This is a genomic window from Enterococcus sp. LX10 (genome assembly GCF_023539285.1).
GTDB lineage: Bacteria > Bacillota > Bacilli > Lactobacillales > Enterococcaceae > Enterococcus > Enterococcus faecalis.
In genome coordinates this window covers 2,090,828-2,108,605 of record NZ_CP092784.1, presented here as the reverse complement: position 1 = coordinate 2,108,605, position 17,778 = coordinate 2,090,828, and the positions used below count along the sequence as shown (strand labels likewise).

The 17,778-nt window shown below is 39.0% G+C and carries 13 protein-coding genes; 12 read left to right on the top strand and 1 reads right to left on the bottom strand.

Annotated features, from left to right (window positions below):
• Nucleotides 1-54: 54 nt before the first annotated feature.
• Nucleotides 55-693: a helix-turn-helix transcriptional regulator gene (locus MKZ30_RS09865; protein ID WP_002381503.1), complete on the bottom strand. Its 639-nt coding sequence runs from the start codon at nucleotides 691-693 to the stop codon at nucleotides 55-57.
• A gap of 393 nt (nucleotides 694-1,086) precedes the next feature.
• On the opposite strand from MKZ30_RS09865, the gene ssnA reads away from it, so the two are divergent.
• The 12 genes from ssnA (at nucleotide 1,087) to xdh (ending at nucleotide 17,768) form a co-directional block, all read left to right on the top strand.
• Nucleotides 1,087-2,421 carry a putative aminohydrolase SsnA gene (gene ssnA / locus MKZ30_RS09860; protein WP_010816685.1) on the top strand — a complete coding sequence of 445 codons (1,335 nt, stop codon included), beginning with the start codon at nucleotides 1,087-1,089 and terminating at the stop codon, nucleotides 2,419-2,421.
• 30 nt (nucleotides 2,422-2,451) lie between these two features.
• On the top strand, nucleotides 2,452-5,457 hold the full coding sequence (gene ygfK / locus MKZ30_RS09855; RefSeq protein WP_033600901.1) for a putative selenate reductase subunit YgfK: 3,006 nt from the start codon (nucleotides 2,452-2,454) through the stop codon (nucleotides 5,455-5,457).
• Nucleotides 5,458-5,486: 29 nt separating this feature from the next.
• The gene (gene hydA / locus MKZ30_RS09850; RefSeq protein WP_002382662.1) at nucleotides 5,487-6,860 is read left to right on the top strand and encodes a dihydropyrimidinase; all 1,374 of its coding nucleotides are present in this window, start codon (nucleotides 5,487-5,489) and stop codon (nucleotides 6,858-6,860) included.
• A gap of 23 nt (nucleotides 6,861-6,883) precedes the next feature.
• Entirely contained in the window at nucleotides 6,884-8,077 is a 1,194-nt protein-coding gene (dpaL, locus tag MKZ30_RS09845) for a diaminopropionate ammonia-lyase (RefSeq protein ID WP_033600902.1), read from the top strand.
• Nucleotides 8,068-9,393, top strand: coding sequence for a YgeY family selenium metabolism-linked hydrolase (locus tag MKZ30_RS09840; RefSeq protein WP_002362247.1), 1,326 nt, complete (start codon nucleotides 8,068-8,070; stop codon nucleotides 9,391-9,393). The genes dpaL and MKZ30_RS09840 overlap by 10 nt, the downstream gene beginning before the upstream one ends.
• Before the next feature lie 38 nt (nucleotides 9,394-9,431).
• On the top strand, nucleotides 9,432-10,625 hold the full coding sequence (gene ygeW, locus MKZ30_RS09835) for a knotted carbamoyltransferase YgeW (RefSeq protein WP_002359643.1): 1,194 nt from the start codon (nucleotides 9,432-9,434) through the stop codon (nucleotides 10,623-10,625).
• Nucleotides 10,626-10,865: 240 nt separating this feature from the next.
• Nucleotides 10,866-11,810 (top strand): carbamate kinase, encoded by a 945-nt coding sequence (arcC, locus tag MKZ30_RS09830; RefSeq protein ID WP_002362589.1) that lies wholly within the window; start codon nucleotides 10,866-10,868, stop codon nucleotides 11,808-11,810.
• Nucleotides 11,811-11,824: 14 nt separating this feature from the next.
• Nucleotides 11,825-12,205 carry a RidA family protein gene (locus MKZ30_RS09825; protein ID WP_002362244.1) on the top strand — a complete coding sequence of 127 codons (381 nt, stop codon included), beginning with the start codon at nucleotides 11,825-11,827 and terminating at the stop codon, nucleotides 12,203-12,205.
• Between the two features lie 93 nt (nucleotides 12,206-12,298).
• Nucleotides 12,299-13,618 (top strand): nucleobase:cation symporter-2 family protein, encoded by a 1,320-nt coding sequence (locus MKZ30_RS09820; RefSeq protein ID WP_002356594.1) that lies wholly within the window; start codon nucleotides 12,299-12,301, stop codon nucleotides 13,616-13,618.
• Between the two features lie 93 nt (nucleotides 13,619-13,711).
• Entirely contained in the window at nucleotides 13,712-14,071 is a 360-nt protein-coding gene (locus MKZ30_RS09815; RefSeq protein ID WP_002356595.1) for a winged helix-turn-helix domain-containing protein, read from the top strand.
• Nucleotides 14,068-15,075, top strand: coding sequence for an XdhC family protein (locus MKZ30_RS09810; protein ID WP_010707244.1), 1,008 nt, complete (start codon nucleotides 14,068-14,070; stop codon nucleotides 15,073-15,075). Before MKZ30_RS09815 ends, MKZ30_RS09810 begins: the two co-directional genes overlap by 4 nt.
• Before the next feature lie 119 nt (nucleotides 15,076-15,194).
• Entirely contained in the window at nucleotides 15,195-17,768 is a 2,574-nt protein-coding gene (gene xdh / locus MKZ30_RS09805; RefSeq protein ID WP_033600904.1) for a selenium-dependent xanthine dehydrogenase, read from the top strand.
• Nucleotides 17,769-17,778: the final 10 nt, after the last annotated feature.

Below are 17,778 nucleotides of genomic sequence, written 5' to 3'. Positions count from 1 at the left end.
AAAAAGAGAATAGACGACTTGTCTTAACAACAAATCGTCCATCGATTTCCATTTTTATTTCGCATCAATATAACTGTATAGCGTATATTTAGAAATATTGAAGAAGTTAGAAACTTTGTCCCCAGATTTAGTGACTAAGAAGGCGCCTTTATTGTTTAAAAATTGAATACACTTGATTTTATCGTCCTTCGTCATTAATGGGACCGGCTTACCAACTAATTTGACTGATTCATGAATTAAATCGTCTAACAACTCATTAACATCCTGAGGAATGTAATCAGGGTCTTTATCTTCTTCAGGTTCTGCAGTGGAAATCAAAGATTTTAAGTTCGACTCTGCAGCAATCAATGTAGTGATGTCGTAGTTAATAGCAAAAATACCATCGAGCTGACCATTCTCATCTTTAAAATACATTGTACTAGATTTTAAAATACGACCATCATGGGTGCGGGTCAGATAGTTAATATGATCATTCAACTCACTAGGGTCTTTTTTTAAGGCTTCTAAGACTACTTGAGAAGGTCCATCGCCCAGATGACGAGAAGAGACATGACCATTTTCAATGGAAACAATAGAATTGTTAATATTGTCTTCATTGATTTGGTGGATAACGACTTCGCAGTTTTCACCAAATTGACCAGCTAAACCTTTAGCAATTTGTGTTAAAAAAGTAAGTTTTTCGTCGGATAACATAAATAAGCTCCTTTCTAATGTGCCTGGCACAAACAGTTTTTATAAGATTGTGTCAAATTTAACATAATATTTTTAAATGGAATAGGCAGGGCTAAATCCTTTAATGTCGTGTACTACCTGTTCTGAAAAATAATGATAGCATGATAAAAATAATAATACAAGATAACGGCTGTCAAAATTCTAAAAAATATTTTTTAGGCAGCATTGTTTTTTTTAAGGTAAGGTGATATACTTTAATCAAGTTAATGAGTTCGTTAGTAAAAAATGCAAGCGCTTCAAATGCTTTTCGTAAGGAATGTAGATTAGCCAAGCTATATTCGTGAATGATTGAGCGATATATTTGTAAGCGTTTGCCGCTTGTGGGGAATAGGTTGAAAAATAGGAGGAGAATACATGTTATTAATTGGAAATGGGCGTTTAATCACTCGGGATGCGCAGAATCATTTTTTTGAAAATGGGTGTGTGGCGATTGATGGTCAAGTTGTGAAACAAGTCGGAACGACAGAAGATTTAAAACAAGCTTATCCAGAAGCGACATTTATTGATGCTAAAGGTGGAGTGATTATGCCAGGCTTTATTAACATGCACAATCATATTTATAGTACCTTTGCACGTGGGTTAAGTTTAACGAATTATCATCCTAAAAATTTCATGGATATTTTGGTAGATCAATGGTGGCGAATTGATCGTGCCTTGACATTAGAAGACACTTATCAAAGTGGTAAGGTTGCTTATTTAGATAGTATTCGCAACGGTGTTACAACTGTCTTTGATCATCATGCTAGTTACGGAGAAATTACAGGGAGTTTAACCCAATTATCTAATGCAGCGGACGAGTTAGGGATTCGGACCTGCCTTTGTTATGAAGTTTCTGATCGCGATGGTGAGCAGAAAATGCGGGAAGCAGTTCAAGAAAATGCCGCCTTTATTAAAGCCAGTTCCTTAAGAAAGGATGATATGCAAAAAGCGATGATGGGTATGCATGCAGCCTTTACTTTATCAGATGCTTCTTTAGAATTATGTGCAGCCAATACGCCAGATGGGATTGGTTATCATATTCATATTGCAGAGGATTTAGCCGATGTTCATGATTCTTTGAAAAAATATGGGAAGCCGATTGTGAACCGATTATTTGATTTAGGAATTTTAGGAAAACAGACAATGGCAGGCCATTGCATCCATATTGGCCCTCATGAGATGGAATTACTAAGAGAAACAGACACAATGGTGGTCACGAATCCAGAGTCGAATATGGGAAATGCGGTCGGCTGCCCACCTGCGATGCGTATGTTTAATGAGTATGGTATTTTGATGGGTCTTGGCACAGATGGTTATACGAATGATATGACGGAATCTTATAAGGTAGGAAATGTTATCCACAAGCATCATTTAGCTGATCCAAATGCTGCTTGGGCAGAAATTCCCGCAATGCTGTTTGATAATAATCCGCAAATGGCTAATCGCTATTTTAAAACAAAGCTAGGCGTTTTAGAACCTGATGCAGCAGCAGACGTCATTATTGTTGATTATCATGGCCCGACACCAATGACAAAAGAGAATTATAACATGCACATTTTATTCGGCATGAATGGTGGGATGGTTACTGACACGGTGATTAATGGAGAAATTCGGATGCGTAATCGTGAAGTTCAAGGAATTGATGAAGAGAAAGTTTGGCATGATGCGCAAACGCAAGCACAATCTTTCTGGAAACGAGTAAATCAATAGCTTTCATTATAAATAAAAGGAGTGACGTTAATGAGTGATATTATGCATCCCATCTCAATTGAGGCTTTATTAAATTGGATTTTTAGTGAGTATCAACAAGATGGCACAATTTTTGGCATTCGTAAATTTTATCATGCGGATCCTACAAAAACGATTTCGTTATTTGGAGAAAAAATGGAAACCCCTTGTGGTCCAGCAGCAGGTCCTCATACACAATTAGCACAAAATATTATTGCGGCCTATTTAACAGGTTCTCGTTTTTTTGAAGTTAAGACAGTCCAGATACTGGATGGAGAAGATTTACCGGTGAGTAAACCATGTATCGCAGCAGCGGATGAATGTTACAACGTTGAGTGGTCCACAGAATTGCGCGTTCCCCAAGCTTATGATGAATACGTCAAAGCATGGTTCGTTTTGAAGTTACTGAGTAAAGAGTTCGAGCTAGGTGACCCGAATGGTTTCATTTTTAACATGAGTGTTGGCTATGATTTGGCAGGGATTCAATCACCAAAAATTGATCGTTATATTAACGAAATGCAGAACGCAGAAGGAACGCCGATTTGGGCGGAATGCCAAGCAGCTGCCAAAAAATATCTATCTTATTTTAAAAAAGTAGATGACTTATATATCGAAGCAATTAGTCCTAAAGTCTGTCATTCTATTACGCTGTCGACTTTACACGGCTGTCCATCAGATGAAATTGAACGAATTGCGGCCTATTTATTAAGTGAAAAAGGGCTCCATTCCTTTATTAAATGTAATCCAACCATGTTAGGTTATGAATATGCGCGTCAAACGATGGATGAGCTAGGGTTTGATTATATGGTTTTTGACGATCACCATTTTAAAGAAGATTTACAATTTGAAGAAGCAGTACCGATGTTACAACGTCTGCAATTATTAGCCAATAGTAAAAATCTAAGCTTCGGAGTTAAAATTACGAACACTTTCCCAGTAACGATTGCGGCAAATGAATTACCTGGTGATGAAATGTACATGTCAGGACGTTCGCTATTTCCTCTTAGTATTTCATTGGCACAAAAATTATCAGAAGCATTTGATGGGAAACTACAAATTTCTTATTCTGGCGGTGCAGATATTTTCAATAGTAAAGAAATATTTGATGCTGGGATTTGGCCAATCACTATGGCAACGACGCTATTGAAACCTGGTGGCTATCAACGAATTAATCAAGTTGCTAATGTATTAAGCGCAGCAGAATATCCTCAGATGGTTCATGTCAACTTGGATAAATTAGCCCAAGTTGTTGAGAAAGCTAAAACACAATCGCGTTACCAAAAATCAATTAAATTACCAGAAAGTACCAAACTAAGAAAAACAGTTCCGTTAACAGATTGTTATATTGCTCCTTGTCGAAGTGACGGTGGTTGTCCAATCAATCAGGATATTCCTGCTTACCTTCGTTATGTAAGTGAAGGCAATTATTTAAAGGCCTTGCAAGTAATTGTCGATAAAAATCCATTGCCTTTTATTACTGGAACCATTTGTGCACATCCTTGTATGACTAAATGTACACGTCAATTTTATGAAGAATCTATTCATATTCGGGAAGTGAAGTTAGAAGCAGCTGAACATGCTTATGATGAATTATTGACGACACTAGAAAAGCCACAGCCAAAAGAAAATGCACCTAAAACAGCTGTTGTGGGTGGAGGTCCTGCAGGGATCTCTGCTGGGTATTTATTAGCACGTGAAGGCATGCCTGTTACTGTGTTTGAAAAATCCGAGACAATTGGGGGCGTTTGTAGCCAGATTGTACCAGAATTTCGAATTTCTATGGAATCTGTTCAAAAAGACGTTCAGTTAGCGAAATTTATGGGAGTTGAATTCCGTACAGGACAAGAGGCGCCATCATTGGCAGAATTGAAAAACCAAGGCTATACGAATGTTATTTATGCCATTGGTGCATGGAAACATGGGGTCCTTCGTTTAGAATCTGGGCGAGCATTGAACTCGTTAGAATTTTTAAAAGCAAACCGAGAAAATCCAACGATTAATCCTTACGGAGAACAAATTATCGTCGTTGGTGGCGGAAATACAGCCATGGACTGTGCTCGTGCAGCCACAACATTACCTGGTGTTAAAAAAGTCTCAGTGGTTTATCGTCGGAATAAACGCAATATGCCAGCAGATGAAGAAGAACTTTATTTAGCCTTAGAAGATGGTGTCGACTTTTTAGAATTACTTTCGCCAATTAAACATGAAAATCAACAATTAACTTGTGAAAAAATGGTCCTAGGTGAACGAGATGCTTCTGGACGCCGTCGTCCGATTGGTACAGGAGAAATGATTGATATTCCTGCTGATACAGTGATTGCCGCTGTTGGTGAAAAAGTAGATACAGAATTTTACCAAGCATTAGGCATTCACACAGACAACTATGGGAAAGTCGTTTCAAATCAAGAAACATTGGAAACAAATATACCAGGCGTCTATGTCATTGGTGACGCTAATTTAGGACCAGCCACAATTGTTGAAGCAATTGCTGATGCAACCAAAGCGGCCAATAATATTTGTCTTGTCCACAATCATCACTATGAAAAAGATAATTTAAATAGTGATGTCGCATTTGTTAGAAACAAACGGGGTATCCTTGTGACAGACGAGATGTCTTGTAGTCAAGCTAGTCGTTGCTTAGAATGCTCCACAATTTGTGAATCTTGTATGGATGTCTGTCCAAACCGAGCAAATATTGTTGTGTACGTCGAAGGAAAACCACAAATTGTCCATGTTGATCGGATGTGTAACGAATGTGGCAACTGTGAAACATTTTGCCCTTATGCAAGTGCCCCTTACAAAGACAAATTTACCTTATTTAACAGTGAATCTGATTTTTATGACAGTACTAATTCAGGTTTCTATGTTCAAAATCCTGTGGATAAAATTTGTTTACTGCGTTTATGGGGAACGGTGTCAACAATTCAATTAACGGATCAAGGATTAGATGTACCAGAAGATTTAATCGCATTAATGGTAACTATGATTGAAGAATATGCTTATTGTATGCAAGCATAAAAGGAAATTTACGACTGGGGGATAAATAGATGTCTATTCTGCTCAAAGGTGGAACCGTCGTATCTGCATATAATCGTCGTCAATTGGATATTCGAATTGACGGCGAGCAAATTGTAGAGATGGGGGCAAATTTACCAGTAGAAAATTCTCAGATTGAGGATGTTACGGGGTGTTATGTATTACCAGGCTTTATTGATGCGCACACGCATCTGGAATTAAATAATGGCAAAGGTTCGTTAAGTACGGCGGATAACTTTACTACTGGAAGCCAAGCGGCGGTGGCCAAAGGTACGACTACGGTTATTGATATGGCTACACCTAATAAAGGTGGCTCATTGAAAGACTGTTTAGCTACTTGGAATCAATTGGCTGAAGGCAAGAGTTCATGTGATTATACTTACCATATGTCCATGATCGAATGGAACCCAACGATAGCTGCTGAAATTCAGGAAATGATTGCTGCAGGTATTACTTCCTTCAAAATGTATATGGCTTATGATAACTTACGGACCACAGATGCGGAAATTTTTGAAGCGATGAAGGAAATAAAAAAAGTTAATGGAATGTTAGGCGTTCATTGTGAAAATGGTGATTTAGTAGATGAATTAATCCAATCATATGTTTCTCAAGGAAAGCTAACCCCGCACTATCATCCGTTATCAAGACCGGCGGCTGTTGAAGCAGAAGCGGTAGCAAGATATTTGATGATAGCGGAAATGGCTGATTTGCCGGTTAATATTGTGCATTTAAGCACAAAGCGATCGTTAGAAGCGGTGGAACGGGCTCGTCAAAGAGGACAATCAGTCTATGTAGAAACTTGCCCTCAATATCTTTTACTAGATGATCACTTGTATGATGCGCCTAATTTTGAAGCAGCAAAATATGTCTGCTCACCGCCACTACGCAAACGAGAGGATCAACAGGCTTTGTGGCAAGGGATTAAAGAGGGGGCAATCAATACAATATCGACAGATCACTGCAGTTTTAATTTTCACGGACAAAAAACAGTTGGCAAAGATGATTTTAGTAAAATTCCAAATGGGATGCCAGGTGTTGAAACGAGACCAGAATTAATTTACACGGAAGGTGTGGCGAAGGGCCGAATCACCTTGGAAAAAATGGTTGCTCTGCTTTCTGAAAATATTGCTAAACAATTCTCGATGTATCCACAAAAAGGTGTGGTGCAAGAAGGCAGTGATGCCGATTTAGTTGTTTGGGATCCTAGAACAACCGGCGTGATTGCTGCGAGAACGCAGTTACAAAATGTCGACTATACGCCGTATGAAGGATTTGAAACACAAGGACAGGCTCGAATGGTTTATTTAAGAGGTCAAAAAGTTGCTGAAGCTGGGCAAGTCATCTTGGCAAATCAAGGAAAATTTGTTTTTCGTAAAGCAACTTAAAAATAGAAGGAGGAGAAGTATTTTTGGAAAAAATTAAATGGACAGCAAATGAAATGCCGAAGACGGAGGATAAGTACTTACCTCTGATGTCTAAGGAAAAAATTGAGAAAGCTTTGGCTTTTCACAAAAGTTTTCCACAGTATTCAGAAACACCATTAGCAGAATTGAATCATATGGCCGCGTATCTGGGGTTAAATGATTTCTTTGTTAAAGATGAATCTTATCGCTTTGGTTTAAATGCTTTTAAAGTATTAGGTGGTTCGTTTGCCATGGCTAACTATATTGCCGAAAAATTAAAGAAAGATGTTTCGGAACTAACATATGATGAATTAACTTCTGATCAATTACGATCAGCTTTTGGACAAGCTACGTTTTTTACAGCAACTGATGGCAACCATGGACGAGGAGTCGCTTGGGCTGCGAATAAATTAGGTCAAAAATCAGTTGTACTCATGCCGAAGGGTTCAACACAGACGAGAAAAGAAAATATTGAAAAAGAAGGCGCAATCGTCACAATTGAAGAAGTTAATTACGATGAATGTGTGCGAATGGCTAATAAAATGGCCGAAGGAACTGAAAACGGTGTCATGGTTCAAGACACCGCTTGGGACGGATACGAAAAAATTCCGACTTGGATTATGCAAGGATACGGAACGATGGCGTTAGAAGCCTCTCAGCAATTAAGAAAATTTGGCTCTGAACGTCCTAGTCATGTTTTTGTTCAAGCTGGTGTCGGCAGTTTAGCTGGTGCAGTGATTGGTTATTTTGCTAATGCTTTTCCAGAAAACCCACCGGTTATGGTCGTAGTTGAGGCACAGGCCGCTGACTGTTTATATCAATCAGCAATTAAAAAAGACGGAGAAATTCGCTTTGTCGATGGTGATTTACAGACAATTATGGCTGGCTTAGCATGCGGAGAACCTAATACGATTTCTTTTGATATTCTAAAAAATCATACATCCTTCTTTGTTTCAGCACCAGATTGGGTTTCTGAAAAAGGAATGCGTATGTTGGGCGCACCATTAAAAGGGGATCCGCAAGTTGTATCAGGCGAATCTGGGGCAGTAGCAATGGGCTTAGTAGCTACAATGATGCAAGATCCCGACTATCAAGAATTACGTGAGGCATTGCAACTGGATGAGACGTCAAACGTTTTAATGTTTTCTACCGAAGGGGACACTGATCCAGACAATTATAAAAAAATTTTATGGAGGTAAAAGGAATGGATTTTAATGCAGTAAATGCAGCAGCAGAAGGTTACAGAGAAGATATGGTCAAATTTTTAAGAGACCTTGTCAAAATTCCAGGAGAAAGTGCAGAAGAAGGCAATAAAATTGCGCGAGCAAAAGCCGAAATGGAAAAATTAGGTTTCGATAAAATTGACATTGATCCTCAAGGGAATTTACTTGGTTATATGGGGTCTGGTGAAAAATTAATTGCTTTTGATGGGCACATGGATACTGTCGGAATTGGTGAAATGAGTAACTGGAAATTTGATCCTTACGATGGCTATGAAACAGAAACTGAGATCGGTGGTCGCGGTACGTCTGACCAAGAAGGCGGGATTGTTTCGGCTATTTATGGCGCTAAAATCATGAAAGATTTAGGTCTATTATCAGAAAAATATACTGCTTTAGTAACAGTCACTGTCCAAGAAGAAGACTGTGACGGCTTATGCTGGCAGTACATTATCAAAGAAGACGGTATCCGTCCAGAATTTGTTGTTTCAACAGAGCCAACAGATGGTGGGATTTATCGTGGTCAACGAGGCCGAATGGAAATTAAAGTTGACGTCAAAGGCGTTTCGTGTCATGGCTCAGCACCAGAACGTGGAGATAATGCCATTTACAAAATGGCGGATATCTTACAAGATGTTCGTGCCTTAAACAACAATGGAGATACAGAAAGCACAGCGATTCGTGGTTTAGTTCGTATGTTAGATCCTAAGTACAATCCAGAGTGGCAAGAAGCCCGTTTCTTAGGACGTGGTACGGTGACTGTTTCGCAAATTTTCCATTCTTCACCAAGTCGGTGTGCTGTTGCGGATGGCTGTACCGTTTCACTAGACCGTCGAATGACTGCTGGAGAAACTTGGGAAAGTTGTTTAGAAGAAATTCGCAATTTACCAGCTGTTAAAAAATACGGAGATGATGTGACGGTTTCAATGTACAACTATGATCGTCCTTCTTATACGGATTTAACTTATGAAATTGAATGTTATTTCCCAACGTGGGTAATTCCAGAAAATCATGATGTAACAAAAGCCTTGATGGAAACGCATAAAAATCTCTATGGAGAAACACGGAAAGGCTCTGTAGAAACAGTGGAAATGCGTGAAGAACGCCCATTGTTAGATAAGTGGACCTTCTCAACAAATGGCGTTTCAATTATGGGACGTAATGGTATTCCTTGTATTGGTTTCGGGCCAGGGGCCGAAGCACAAGCACATGCACCAAATGAAAAAACTTGGAAAGATGATTTGGTTCGTTGTGCAGCCGTTTATGCGGCATTACCAACGGTCTATTGTGGTTAAGTAAAGGATTATTAGACAAGAAAAAAGGAGCAGATGGAATGGAAACGTTTAAAGAATATATTGAGAAATTAGATAAATTAGAATTTGAAAAAATGTACGAAAATGACTTTTTCCTAACTTGGGAAAAAACAAGAGATGAATTAGAAGCTGTTTTCACAGTTGCCGATACATTACGCTATTTAAGAGAAAATAATATTTCAACTAAAATCTTTGATAGTGGCTTGGGGATTTCTTTATTCCGCGACAACTCTACAAGAACACGTTTTAGTTTCGCTTCAGCGTGTAATCTTTTGGGCTTAGAAGTTCAAGATTTAGACGAAGGAAAAAGCCAAATTTCTCACGGAGAAACTGTTCGTGAGACAGCAAACATGATTTCTTTTATGGCTGATATCATTGGTATTCGTGATGACATGTACATTGGTAAAGGCAATGCTTACATGCACGAAGTATCAGAATCTGTCCAAGAAGGATATAAAGATGGGGTATTAGAACAACGCCCAACGTTAGTGAATTTACAATGTGATATTGACCATCCGACGCAAGCAATGGCGGATGCGTTGCATTTAATTCATGAATTTGGTGGTATTGAAAACCTGAAAGGGAAAAAAGTTGCCATGACTTGGGCGTATTCACCATCTTATGGAAAACCATTATCTGTTCCTCAAGGAATTGTTGGTCTAATGACCCGTTTAGGAATGGATGTCGTCTTAGCACATCCAGAAGGTTATGAAATTATGCCAGAAGTAGAAGAAGTTGCGAAGAAAAATGCGGCAGAATTTGGTGGAAACTTTACTAAAACGAATAGTATGGCAGAAGCATTCAAAGATGCGGATGTTGTTTATCCGAAAAGCTGGGCACCTTTTGCGGCAATGGAAAAGCGAACTGAATTATATGGCAATGGTGACCAAGCAGGAATTGATCAATTAGAACAAGAATTACTTTCTCAAAATAAAAAGCACAAAGATTGGGAATGTACAGAAGAATTGATGAAAACAACGAAAGACGGCAAAGCTTTGTATATGCATTGTCTACCAGCTGATATTACTGGTGTAAGTTGTGAAGAAGGTGAAGTGGAAGCTTCTGTTTTCGATCGTTATCGGGTCGAACTTTACAAAGAAGCTAGCTACAAACCGTATGTTATTGCGGCTATGATTTTCTTAAGTAAAGTAAAAAATCCGCAAAAAACCTTAACAGACTTAGCGGATAAAGCGACACCAAGAGAAGTAAAATAATGAATTTGGCATGAAGACAGATGCTTTTTCTTTACACAATGAATCATTAGAAGTTGCCTCTTCAACATGAACAAATAAGACCTTCCCAAGTCTATTCATGAATGTGTGATTGTCTCGAGTCAAGAACGCTTAGTCATGTGCGTTGACTTCATGCAACGACAACAGACAGTTAATACGAAAACTCGTTGTGAAAAAGAAAAAGCATCGTCCTTTTTATAAAACAGAAAATGAGGTGAAGCAATGGGCAAACGCGTCGTAGTAGCTTTAGGTGGCAATGCTTTAGGAAATAATTTGACGGAGCAGATGACTGCCGTAAAACAGACCTCCAAAGCGATTGCAGATTTGATTGAAGCAGGATATGAAGTTATTTTATCTCATGGCAATGGTCCTCAAGTGGGGATGATTCAATTAGCTATGGAAGAATTTTCCTTTAATAATCCACAATATCCAGTTGTTCCGTTATCCATGTGCGTAGCCATGAGTCAAAGTTACATTGGCTATGATTTAGAGAATGCGCTACAAGAAGAGTTACGTCAACGAAATATAAGTAAAGCCGTCACCACCATAGTCACTCAAGTGGTCGTGGATGAAAATGATCCGGCGTTCAAAAAACCAACGAAACCAATTGGCCGCTTCATGACAAAAGAAGAAGCAGAACAATTAGTCAAAGAAAAAAATATACAAGTGATGGAAGATGCTGGCCGTGGTTATCGCCAAGTCGTCGCTTCTCCTAAACCAAAAAATATTGTCGAACTTCTCACGATTCAAACATTGGTTGATGCTGGCCAAACAGTCATTGCTGGCGGCGGTGGTGGCATCCCAGTCATTCAAGAAGGGAACCGACTAAAAGGTGTAAATGCAGTCATCGACAAAGATTTTTGTAGTGAACGACTGGCTGAACAAGTGGATGCTGATCTGCTCGTGATTTTAACAGCAGTTGAAAAAGTTTGTATTAATTTTGGTAAAGAAAATCAAGAAGCCTTAGGGAATGTTTCAACAGAAAAAATGAAACAATATGCGCAAGAAGGTCAGTTTGCTCCAGGTTCAATGTTACCAAAAGTTGAAGCAGCGATTAAGTTTGCTGAATCTAAGCCAGGTCGAAAAACATTGATTACGTTATTAGAAAAAGCCAAAGAAGGATTATCTGGAAAAACAGGGACTTTAATTGAAAATAAAGAATCATAGAATGGAGGAAAACGATGACAAACAAAATGATTAATTCTGCACAGGCACCAGCTGCTGTAGGACCTTATTCACATTCTGTCTTAGCTGGAAATACGTTGTACATTTCTGGACAACTAGGATTAGATCCGCAATCGGGCGAAATGAAGACTACAGTGGAAGAACAAGCAAAACAAGCGTTTATCAATTTAGGTTCGATTTTAAAAGAGGTCGAAATGACCTATGATAATGTTGTGAAAACAACGGTATTTTTACAACATATGTCTGATTTTAGCAAAATTAACGAAATCTATGGGAATTACTTTTCAGAAGTTTTGCCTGCACGTTCTTGTGTAGAAGTAGCCAAGTTGCCTAAAGATGGGTTATTTGAAATTGAAGCAGTTGCTGTCAAAGGATAATTTTTAAGATGTTTCTGAGGGAAAAAGGATTGCATTCTTTACTGATTAAGGGGAACAATCCTTTTAGAATAAAAAGAAGAAGGAAACGATCCTATGAATGAAAAAAAAGAGCAAGCATTATTTGAATATGATGCGAAACTATCAATTTCTGAAGCAATTCCGATGGGATTGCAACACGTTGTCGCAGCAGTAGTAGGGATTGTCACACCGGGAATCATGATTGCCAAAGTTTGCCAATTAAGTCCTAGTGATACGACTATTTTGATTCAAACATCATTGATTTTTTCAGCAGTTGCAACGTTAATTCAACTTTTCCCTATTTTTGGAAAAGTGGGTTCACGGTTACCAGTTATGATGGGGGCAAGTTTTGCGTATGTACCGATTTTGATGGCCATCGGAGCTGATTTTGGGATTGCAGCAATTTTTGGTTCCCAATTAGTTGGCAGTATTCTTGTTATTATTGTTGGTTTGTTCATTAAAAAAATCCGTGTGTTGTTTCCGCCTTTAGTAACGGGAACGGTTATTTTAAGTATTGGACTATCCCTGTTTCCAGTTGCGATTAAGTATATGGCAGGAGGAGCTGGTAGTGCTGATTTTGGTTCAGCCCGGAATTGGTTAGTTGCATTATTAACCTTTGCGATTGTCTTTTACTTCAATTATTTTGCAAAAGGATTTTTGAAGTTATCCGCAATTTTAAACGGAATGGTTATTGGTTATTTGATTTCTTTAGCTTTAGGGATGGTAAGTTTTGAACCAGTTCAAAATGCTAAAATCGTTCAGGTAATTACCCCGTTTCATTTTGGACTGGATTTTCAACTGGTACCTATCTTTACGCTTGTAGTGATGTTTATTGTTGATGCTGTTCAAGCCATCGGTCAATTTACAGCAACAACGGTTGGGGCAATGGATCGGGATGCAACGGATGAAGAATTATCTGGCGGAATTATGGGGAGTGGTTTCACTAACTTTATTGGCAGTTTATTTGGATCAATCCCAGTGGCAACTTTTGGACAAAATGTTGGTCTGGTTACGGTAACAAAAGTGATTAATAAGTATGTTCTGGTTTTCGCTTCAGTTATATTATTAATTGCTGGTTTTGTTCCGAAAGTAGCTGCGTTATTAACTACGATTCCTTACGCGGTAATTGGTGGTGCAACGATTTCAGTTTTTGCTTCTATTTCTATGACAGGTATTCGGATGATTGCTTCGCAGGAAATGACTCCTCGAAATACTGGGGTTGTAGGAACAGCTCTAGCATTTGGAATTGGTGTCACATTGTCTACTGGAAGCTTAGCTGGTTTTCCAACTTGGGTAACAACGATTTTCGGTAATTCGGAAGTTATCTTAACCACTTTGGTAGCAGTCCTTTTAAATGTCATTTTAAAACCAAAAAAGCGCGTAGCACTTGAGTGAAGATTGCTTTTTTTGATACGAAAGTGAGTAAGCTTTCGTATCCTTTTTCCCTTACGTTATCTATAAAAAAATGAACGAATAAAGGAGGAGAAGATGTTTACGTATTCCCTAAACTTAAAATTAAAAACAGATCGGAACTTTTTTGGTCCTGGCGTTGTCGAAGTTTTACAAAAAATTCAGCAAACTGGGTCACTAAACTTAGCGGCAAAAGAGATGAAAATGTCTTATAATAAGGCATGGCGGATTGTGCGGGTAGCTGAAGAAGAGTTATCTTTTCCATTAATTATCAAAAGTGTTGGTGGTTGTAATGGTGGCGGGTCAATTGTTACGGACCAAGGAAAAGAATTGATTGATCAATATCTTTTATTTGAGAAAAAAGTGTATCAACAGGTAGAGGCATGCTTTGAAGAAATATTTAAAGAACAGGATGTAGTATCGGAGGAACTGAAATGAGAGAAGTATTTCAGCGTTTGAAACAGGCAATATTGGAAAAGCAAGACACGATGTTATTAACGATTGGTACAAGTTCAGGATCCACACCACGAAGTCAAGGGGCTAGAATGCTGGTTTCCGCCGAAGGTAGAATAGCCGGAACTGTTGGTGGTGGCGCGGTTGAATTTCAGGCTGAACAAGTGGCAAAAAAGCTACTTATTGAGAAAGAAAATGCACAACGTCAATTTATTTTAGCACCGAATAATATTGCTGATTTAGGTATGGTCTGTGGCGGAAATGTCACGATTTTTTTCCATTATCTTTCATGGGAAACGCCATTTTTAAAAGAGTTGTGTGAGTCCATAGAAACGCATTTTCAAAATAATCAACAAGGTTGGTTAATGACTGAACTAGATCAAAACAATTTAGGAAAAGTATCCTTTTATAGTGAAACAGGCGAATTGATTGGTTCCACTTCTTGGGAGGGGGAATTAAGTTTGCTACCTAAAGGTATCCATTGTGTGCAAAAAGAGGAAACAACTTTTTTAACAGAAGCAATCCTCCAAGTAGGGAAAGTATATATTTTTGGAAGTGGTCATGTCGCACGCGCATTGGTACCTATTTTAAACTATTTATCGTTTTATTGCGTTGTAGTGGACGATCGTCCAGAATTTTTGACGGCACAAGCTTTTCCACAAGCTGAGGAACTACGGGTTATTCCTTTAGAAAATTTAGCTGCGTTTATTGAAATAACGGCGGACGATTATGGTATAGTAATTACCAGAGGACACAATTTTGATTTCATCGTTGCCAAACAGTTATTGGAAACACCAGCCAAATATATTGGTGTGATGGGGAGCAAACACAAAATTGCTTCACAAGTTCGACGGTTAAAAGAGGTCGGTTATACAATGAATGAAATTGAAAGAATTTTCATGCCAATTGGCTTAGACATTGCAGCCGAAACACCAGAAGAGTTAGCGATTAGCATCGCGGGAGAATTAATTCAACAGCGCTATCAATAATGAGGACCTTTAAGTTGAATAAAAAAGTTTTTTGCTAAAAAATAATTTTTAGAAAGAAGATTTGTGGTATAATCTAGGTGATTGAACACTAAACTATATCAGAAATCGAGGTGCAAGAAATGTATTCAATTATTGTAAATGGTCAAAGTGAAACCTGTGAAACAAACAAAAAATTAATGGACTTTTTGCGGGAGAATCTGGGCCTAACTGGAACAAAAGATGGTTGTAACCAAGGCTCTTGCGGCGCATGTACGGTGCTAGTAAATGGAAAGGCTTCCAAAGCGTGTTTGTTTACTTTAGAAAAATTAGCTGGTAAAGAAGTCACGACAATCGAAGGTTTAAGCCAACGGCAAAAAGATGTCTACGCCTATGCGTTTGCAAAAACGGGTGCAGTTCAGTGCGGATATTGCATCCCTGGGATGGTTATTTCGGCACAAGGATTATTGAACAAGAAACCCGAACCCACAAAAGAAGACATTCAGAAAGCTTTACGCGGGAACATTTGTCGTTGTACAGGATATGTGAAAATAATAGAAGCCATTCAGTTAGCTGCTAAAATGTTTTGTGAAGAAACGAGCATTCCGGAAGAACATTCAAATGGTAAATTAGGGGAAGACTTCCAACGGGTCGATGCAGTGGAGAAAACCTTAGGAACAGGGATTTATGTAGATGACATTGACATAGAAGGAATGCTTCATGCATCTGCTTTGCGGAGTGCCTATCCTCGCGCAAAAGTTCTATCAATCGATAGTACCCAAGCATTGGCGCATCCTGACTGTGTGGCTGTGTTCACAGCTAAAGACGTTCCAGGAAATAATAAAATTGGTCATTTAGAATTTATTTCCGATTGGGATGTAATGATTCCAGAAGGAGAAATAACACGGTATGTTGGGGATGCAGTAGCACTCGTTGTTTCAAAAAGAAAAGAAACCTTACCAGAGATAAAAAATTTAGTGGAAGTTGATTACGAAGAAATGATACCGCTTACTTCTTGTGAAGCTGCTTTAGCAGAAGGTGCACCAGCTATTCATGAAAAGGGCAATATCTTGTCTCATGAACACTTGGTACGTGGCAACGCAGATGAAGTATTAGCAAATTCTGCGTTTGTAGTGACAGAACATTATTCCGTACCAATTAACGAACATGCCTTTATGGAACCCGAGTGTGCGATTGCACAGCCTGAAGGTGAGGGCATTTTACTCTTTAGTGCGGGTCAAAGTATCTATGATGAACAACGGGAAGTGGCTCGGATGTTAGGACTGGATAAGGAAAAAATTCATGTTCAATCAAAACTTGTTGGTGGCGGTTTTGGTGGGAAAGAAGACATGAGTGTTCAGCATCATGCATCCTTAGCCGCTTGGTTATTGAAGAAACCAGTAAAAGTACTGCTAAGCCGTGAAGAAAGTTTGATGGTTCATCCCAAACGCCATGGCATGGAAATGGACTTTACGACCGGCTGTGATGAAGAAGGCAATTTAACTGCAATGAAAGCAGTGATTTATGCGGATACTGGGGCCTATGCTTCTTTAGGAGGACCAGTATTGCAACGGGCTTGTACACATGCGGCAGGTCCTTACAAGTATCAAACGATTGATGTGGAAGGGTTTGCTGTATATACTAATAATCCGCCAGCAGGTGCATTTCGTGGATTTGGTGTTTGCCAAACGGCTTTTGCAATTGAAAGTAATTTAAACTTGTTAGCAGAAAAAGTCGGACTATCACCATGGGAAATACGCTTTAAAAATGCCGTCGCCCCAGGAGATACTTTACCGAATGGACAATTGGTCTCAAAAAATGCGGCGTTAAAAGAAGCCTTGTTAGCGGTTAAAGACGTCTATGAACAAGCGGAAGTTGCTGGAATTTCTAGTTTCTTTAAAAATAGTGGTGTGGGTGTAGGGCTACCTGATACAGGGCGTTGTATTATTTCTGTTGAAGAAGGAAAAATACATGTCCGCACAAGTGCTGCTTGTATCGGTCAAGGGATGGCGACCGTTACGACGCAAATTGCCTGTGAAACATTAAATTTACCACCAGAAATGATTGTTGCGGAAGCCCCTGATACGAGAAGAACACCGAATTCAGGAACGACAACGGCTTCGAGGCAGTCACTCTTCACAGGAGAAGCAACTAGAAGAGCGGCAATGCAATTACGGTATGAACTTGATATGGGACGTGCTTTAAGTGATTTGGAAGGTGAAGAATTTTATGGGGAATATTCAGCGAAAACGGATCCATTAATTAATGATAAAAAAAGTCCAGTTAGTCATGCTGGTTATGGTTATGCTGCTGAAGTAGCTATTCTAGATGACAAAGGAAAAGTAGCTAAATTTGTGGCTGCGTATGATATGGGGCAAGTGGTGAATCCACGAGCTGCTGAAGGTCAAATTGAAGGTGGGATTGCAATGGGCATGGGGTATGCTTTAACTGAAAAATTTGCCTTAGAAGAAGGTTATGTTAAAGCAAAATATGCAACGCTAGGATTAGTGAACGCCACTCAAGTACCACCAATCGAAACAATTTTGGTTCATGCTGACAATCTTCACGAAGGTTTAGCCTATGGAATTAAAGGCGTAGGTGAGTTAGCAACGATCCCTACCGCACCAGCTTTAGCAGGCGCATATTTCGCCTTGGATGGTCAGCTCCGACCAAGTCTGCCTTTAGAAAATACCCCTTATCAAAAGAAAAAAAGATAAAAGGAGACAA

Excerpts from the sequence above, each read along its gene's own strand:
- MKZ30_RS09865 (WP_002381503.1), bottom strand. The coding sequence starts at position 693 with ATGTTATCCGACGAAAAACTTACTTTTTTAACACAAATTGCTAAAGGT.
- ssnA (WP_010816685.1), top strand. The coding sequence starts at position 1,087 with ATGTTATTAATTGGAAATGGGCGTTTAATCACTCGGGATGCGCAGAAT.
- ygfK (WP_033600901.1), top strand. The coding sequence starts at position 2,452 with ATGAGTGATATTATGCATCCCATCTCAATTGAGGCTTTATTAAATTGG.
- hydA (WP_002382662.1), top strand. The coding sequence starts at position 5,487 with ATGTCTATTCTGCTCAAAGGTGGAACCGTCGTATCTGCATATAATCGT.
- MKZ30_RS09840 (WP_002362247.1), top strand. The coding sequence starts at position 8,068 with ATGGAGGTAAAAGGAATGGATTTTAATGCAGTAAATGCAGCAGCAGAA.
- ygeW (WP_002359643.1), top strand. The coding sequence starts at position 9,432 with ATGGAAACGTTTAAAGAATATATTGAGAAATTAGATAAATTAGAATTT.
- arcC (WP_002362589.1), top strand. The coding sequence starts at position 10,866 with ATGGGCAAACGCGTCGTAGTAGCTTTAGGTGGCAATGCTTTAGGAAAT.
- MKZ30_RS09825 (WP_002362244.1), top strand. The coding sequence starts at position 11,825 with ATGACAAACAAAATGATTAATTCTGCACAGGCACCAGCTGCTGTAGGA.
- MKZ30_RS09820 (WP_002356594.1), top strand. The coding sequence starts at position 12,299 with ATGAATGAAAAAAAAGAGCAAGCATTATTTGAATATGATGCGAAACTA.
- MKZ30_RS09815 (WP_002356595.1), top strand. The coding sequence starts at position 13,712 with ATGTTTACGTATTCCCTAAACTTAAAATTAAAAACAGATCGGAACTTT.
- MKZ30_RS09810 (WP_010707244.1), top strand. The coding sequence starts at position 14,068 with ATGAGAGAAGTATTTCAGCGTTTGAAACAGGCAATATTGGAAAAGCAA.
- xdh (WP_033600904.1), top strand. The coding sequence starts at position 15,195 with ATGTATTCAATTATTGTAAATGGTCAAAGTGAAACCTGTGAAACAAAC.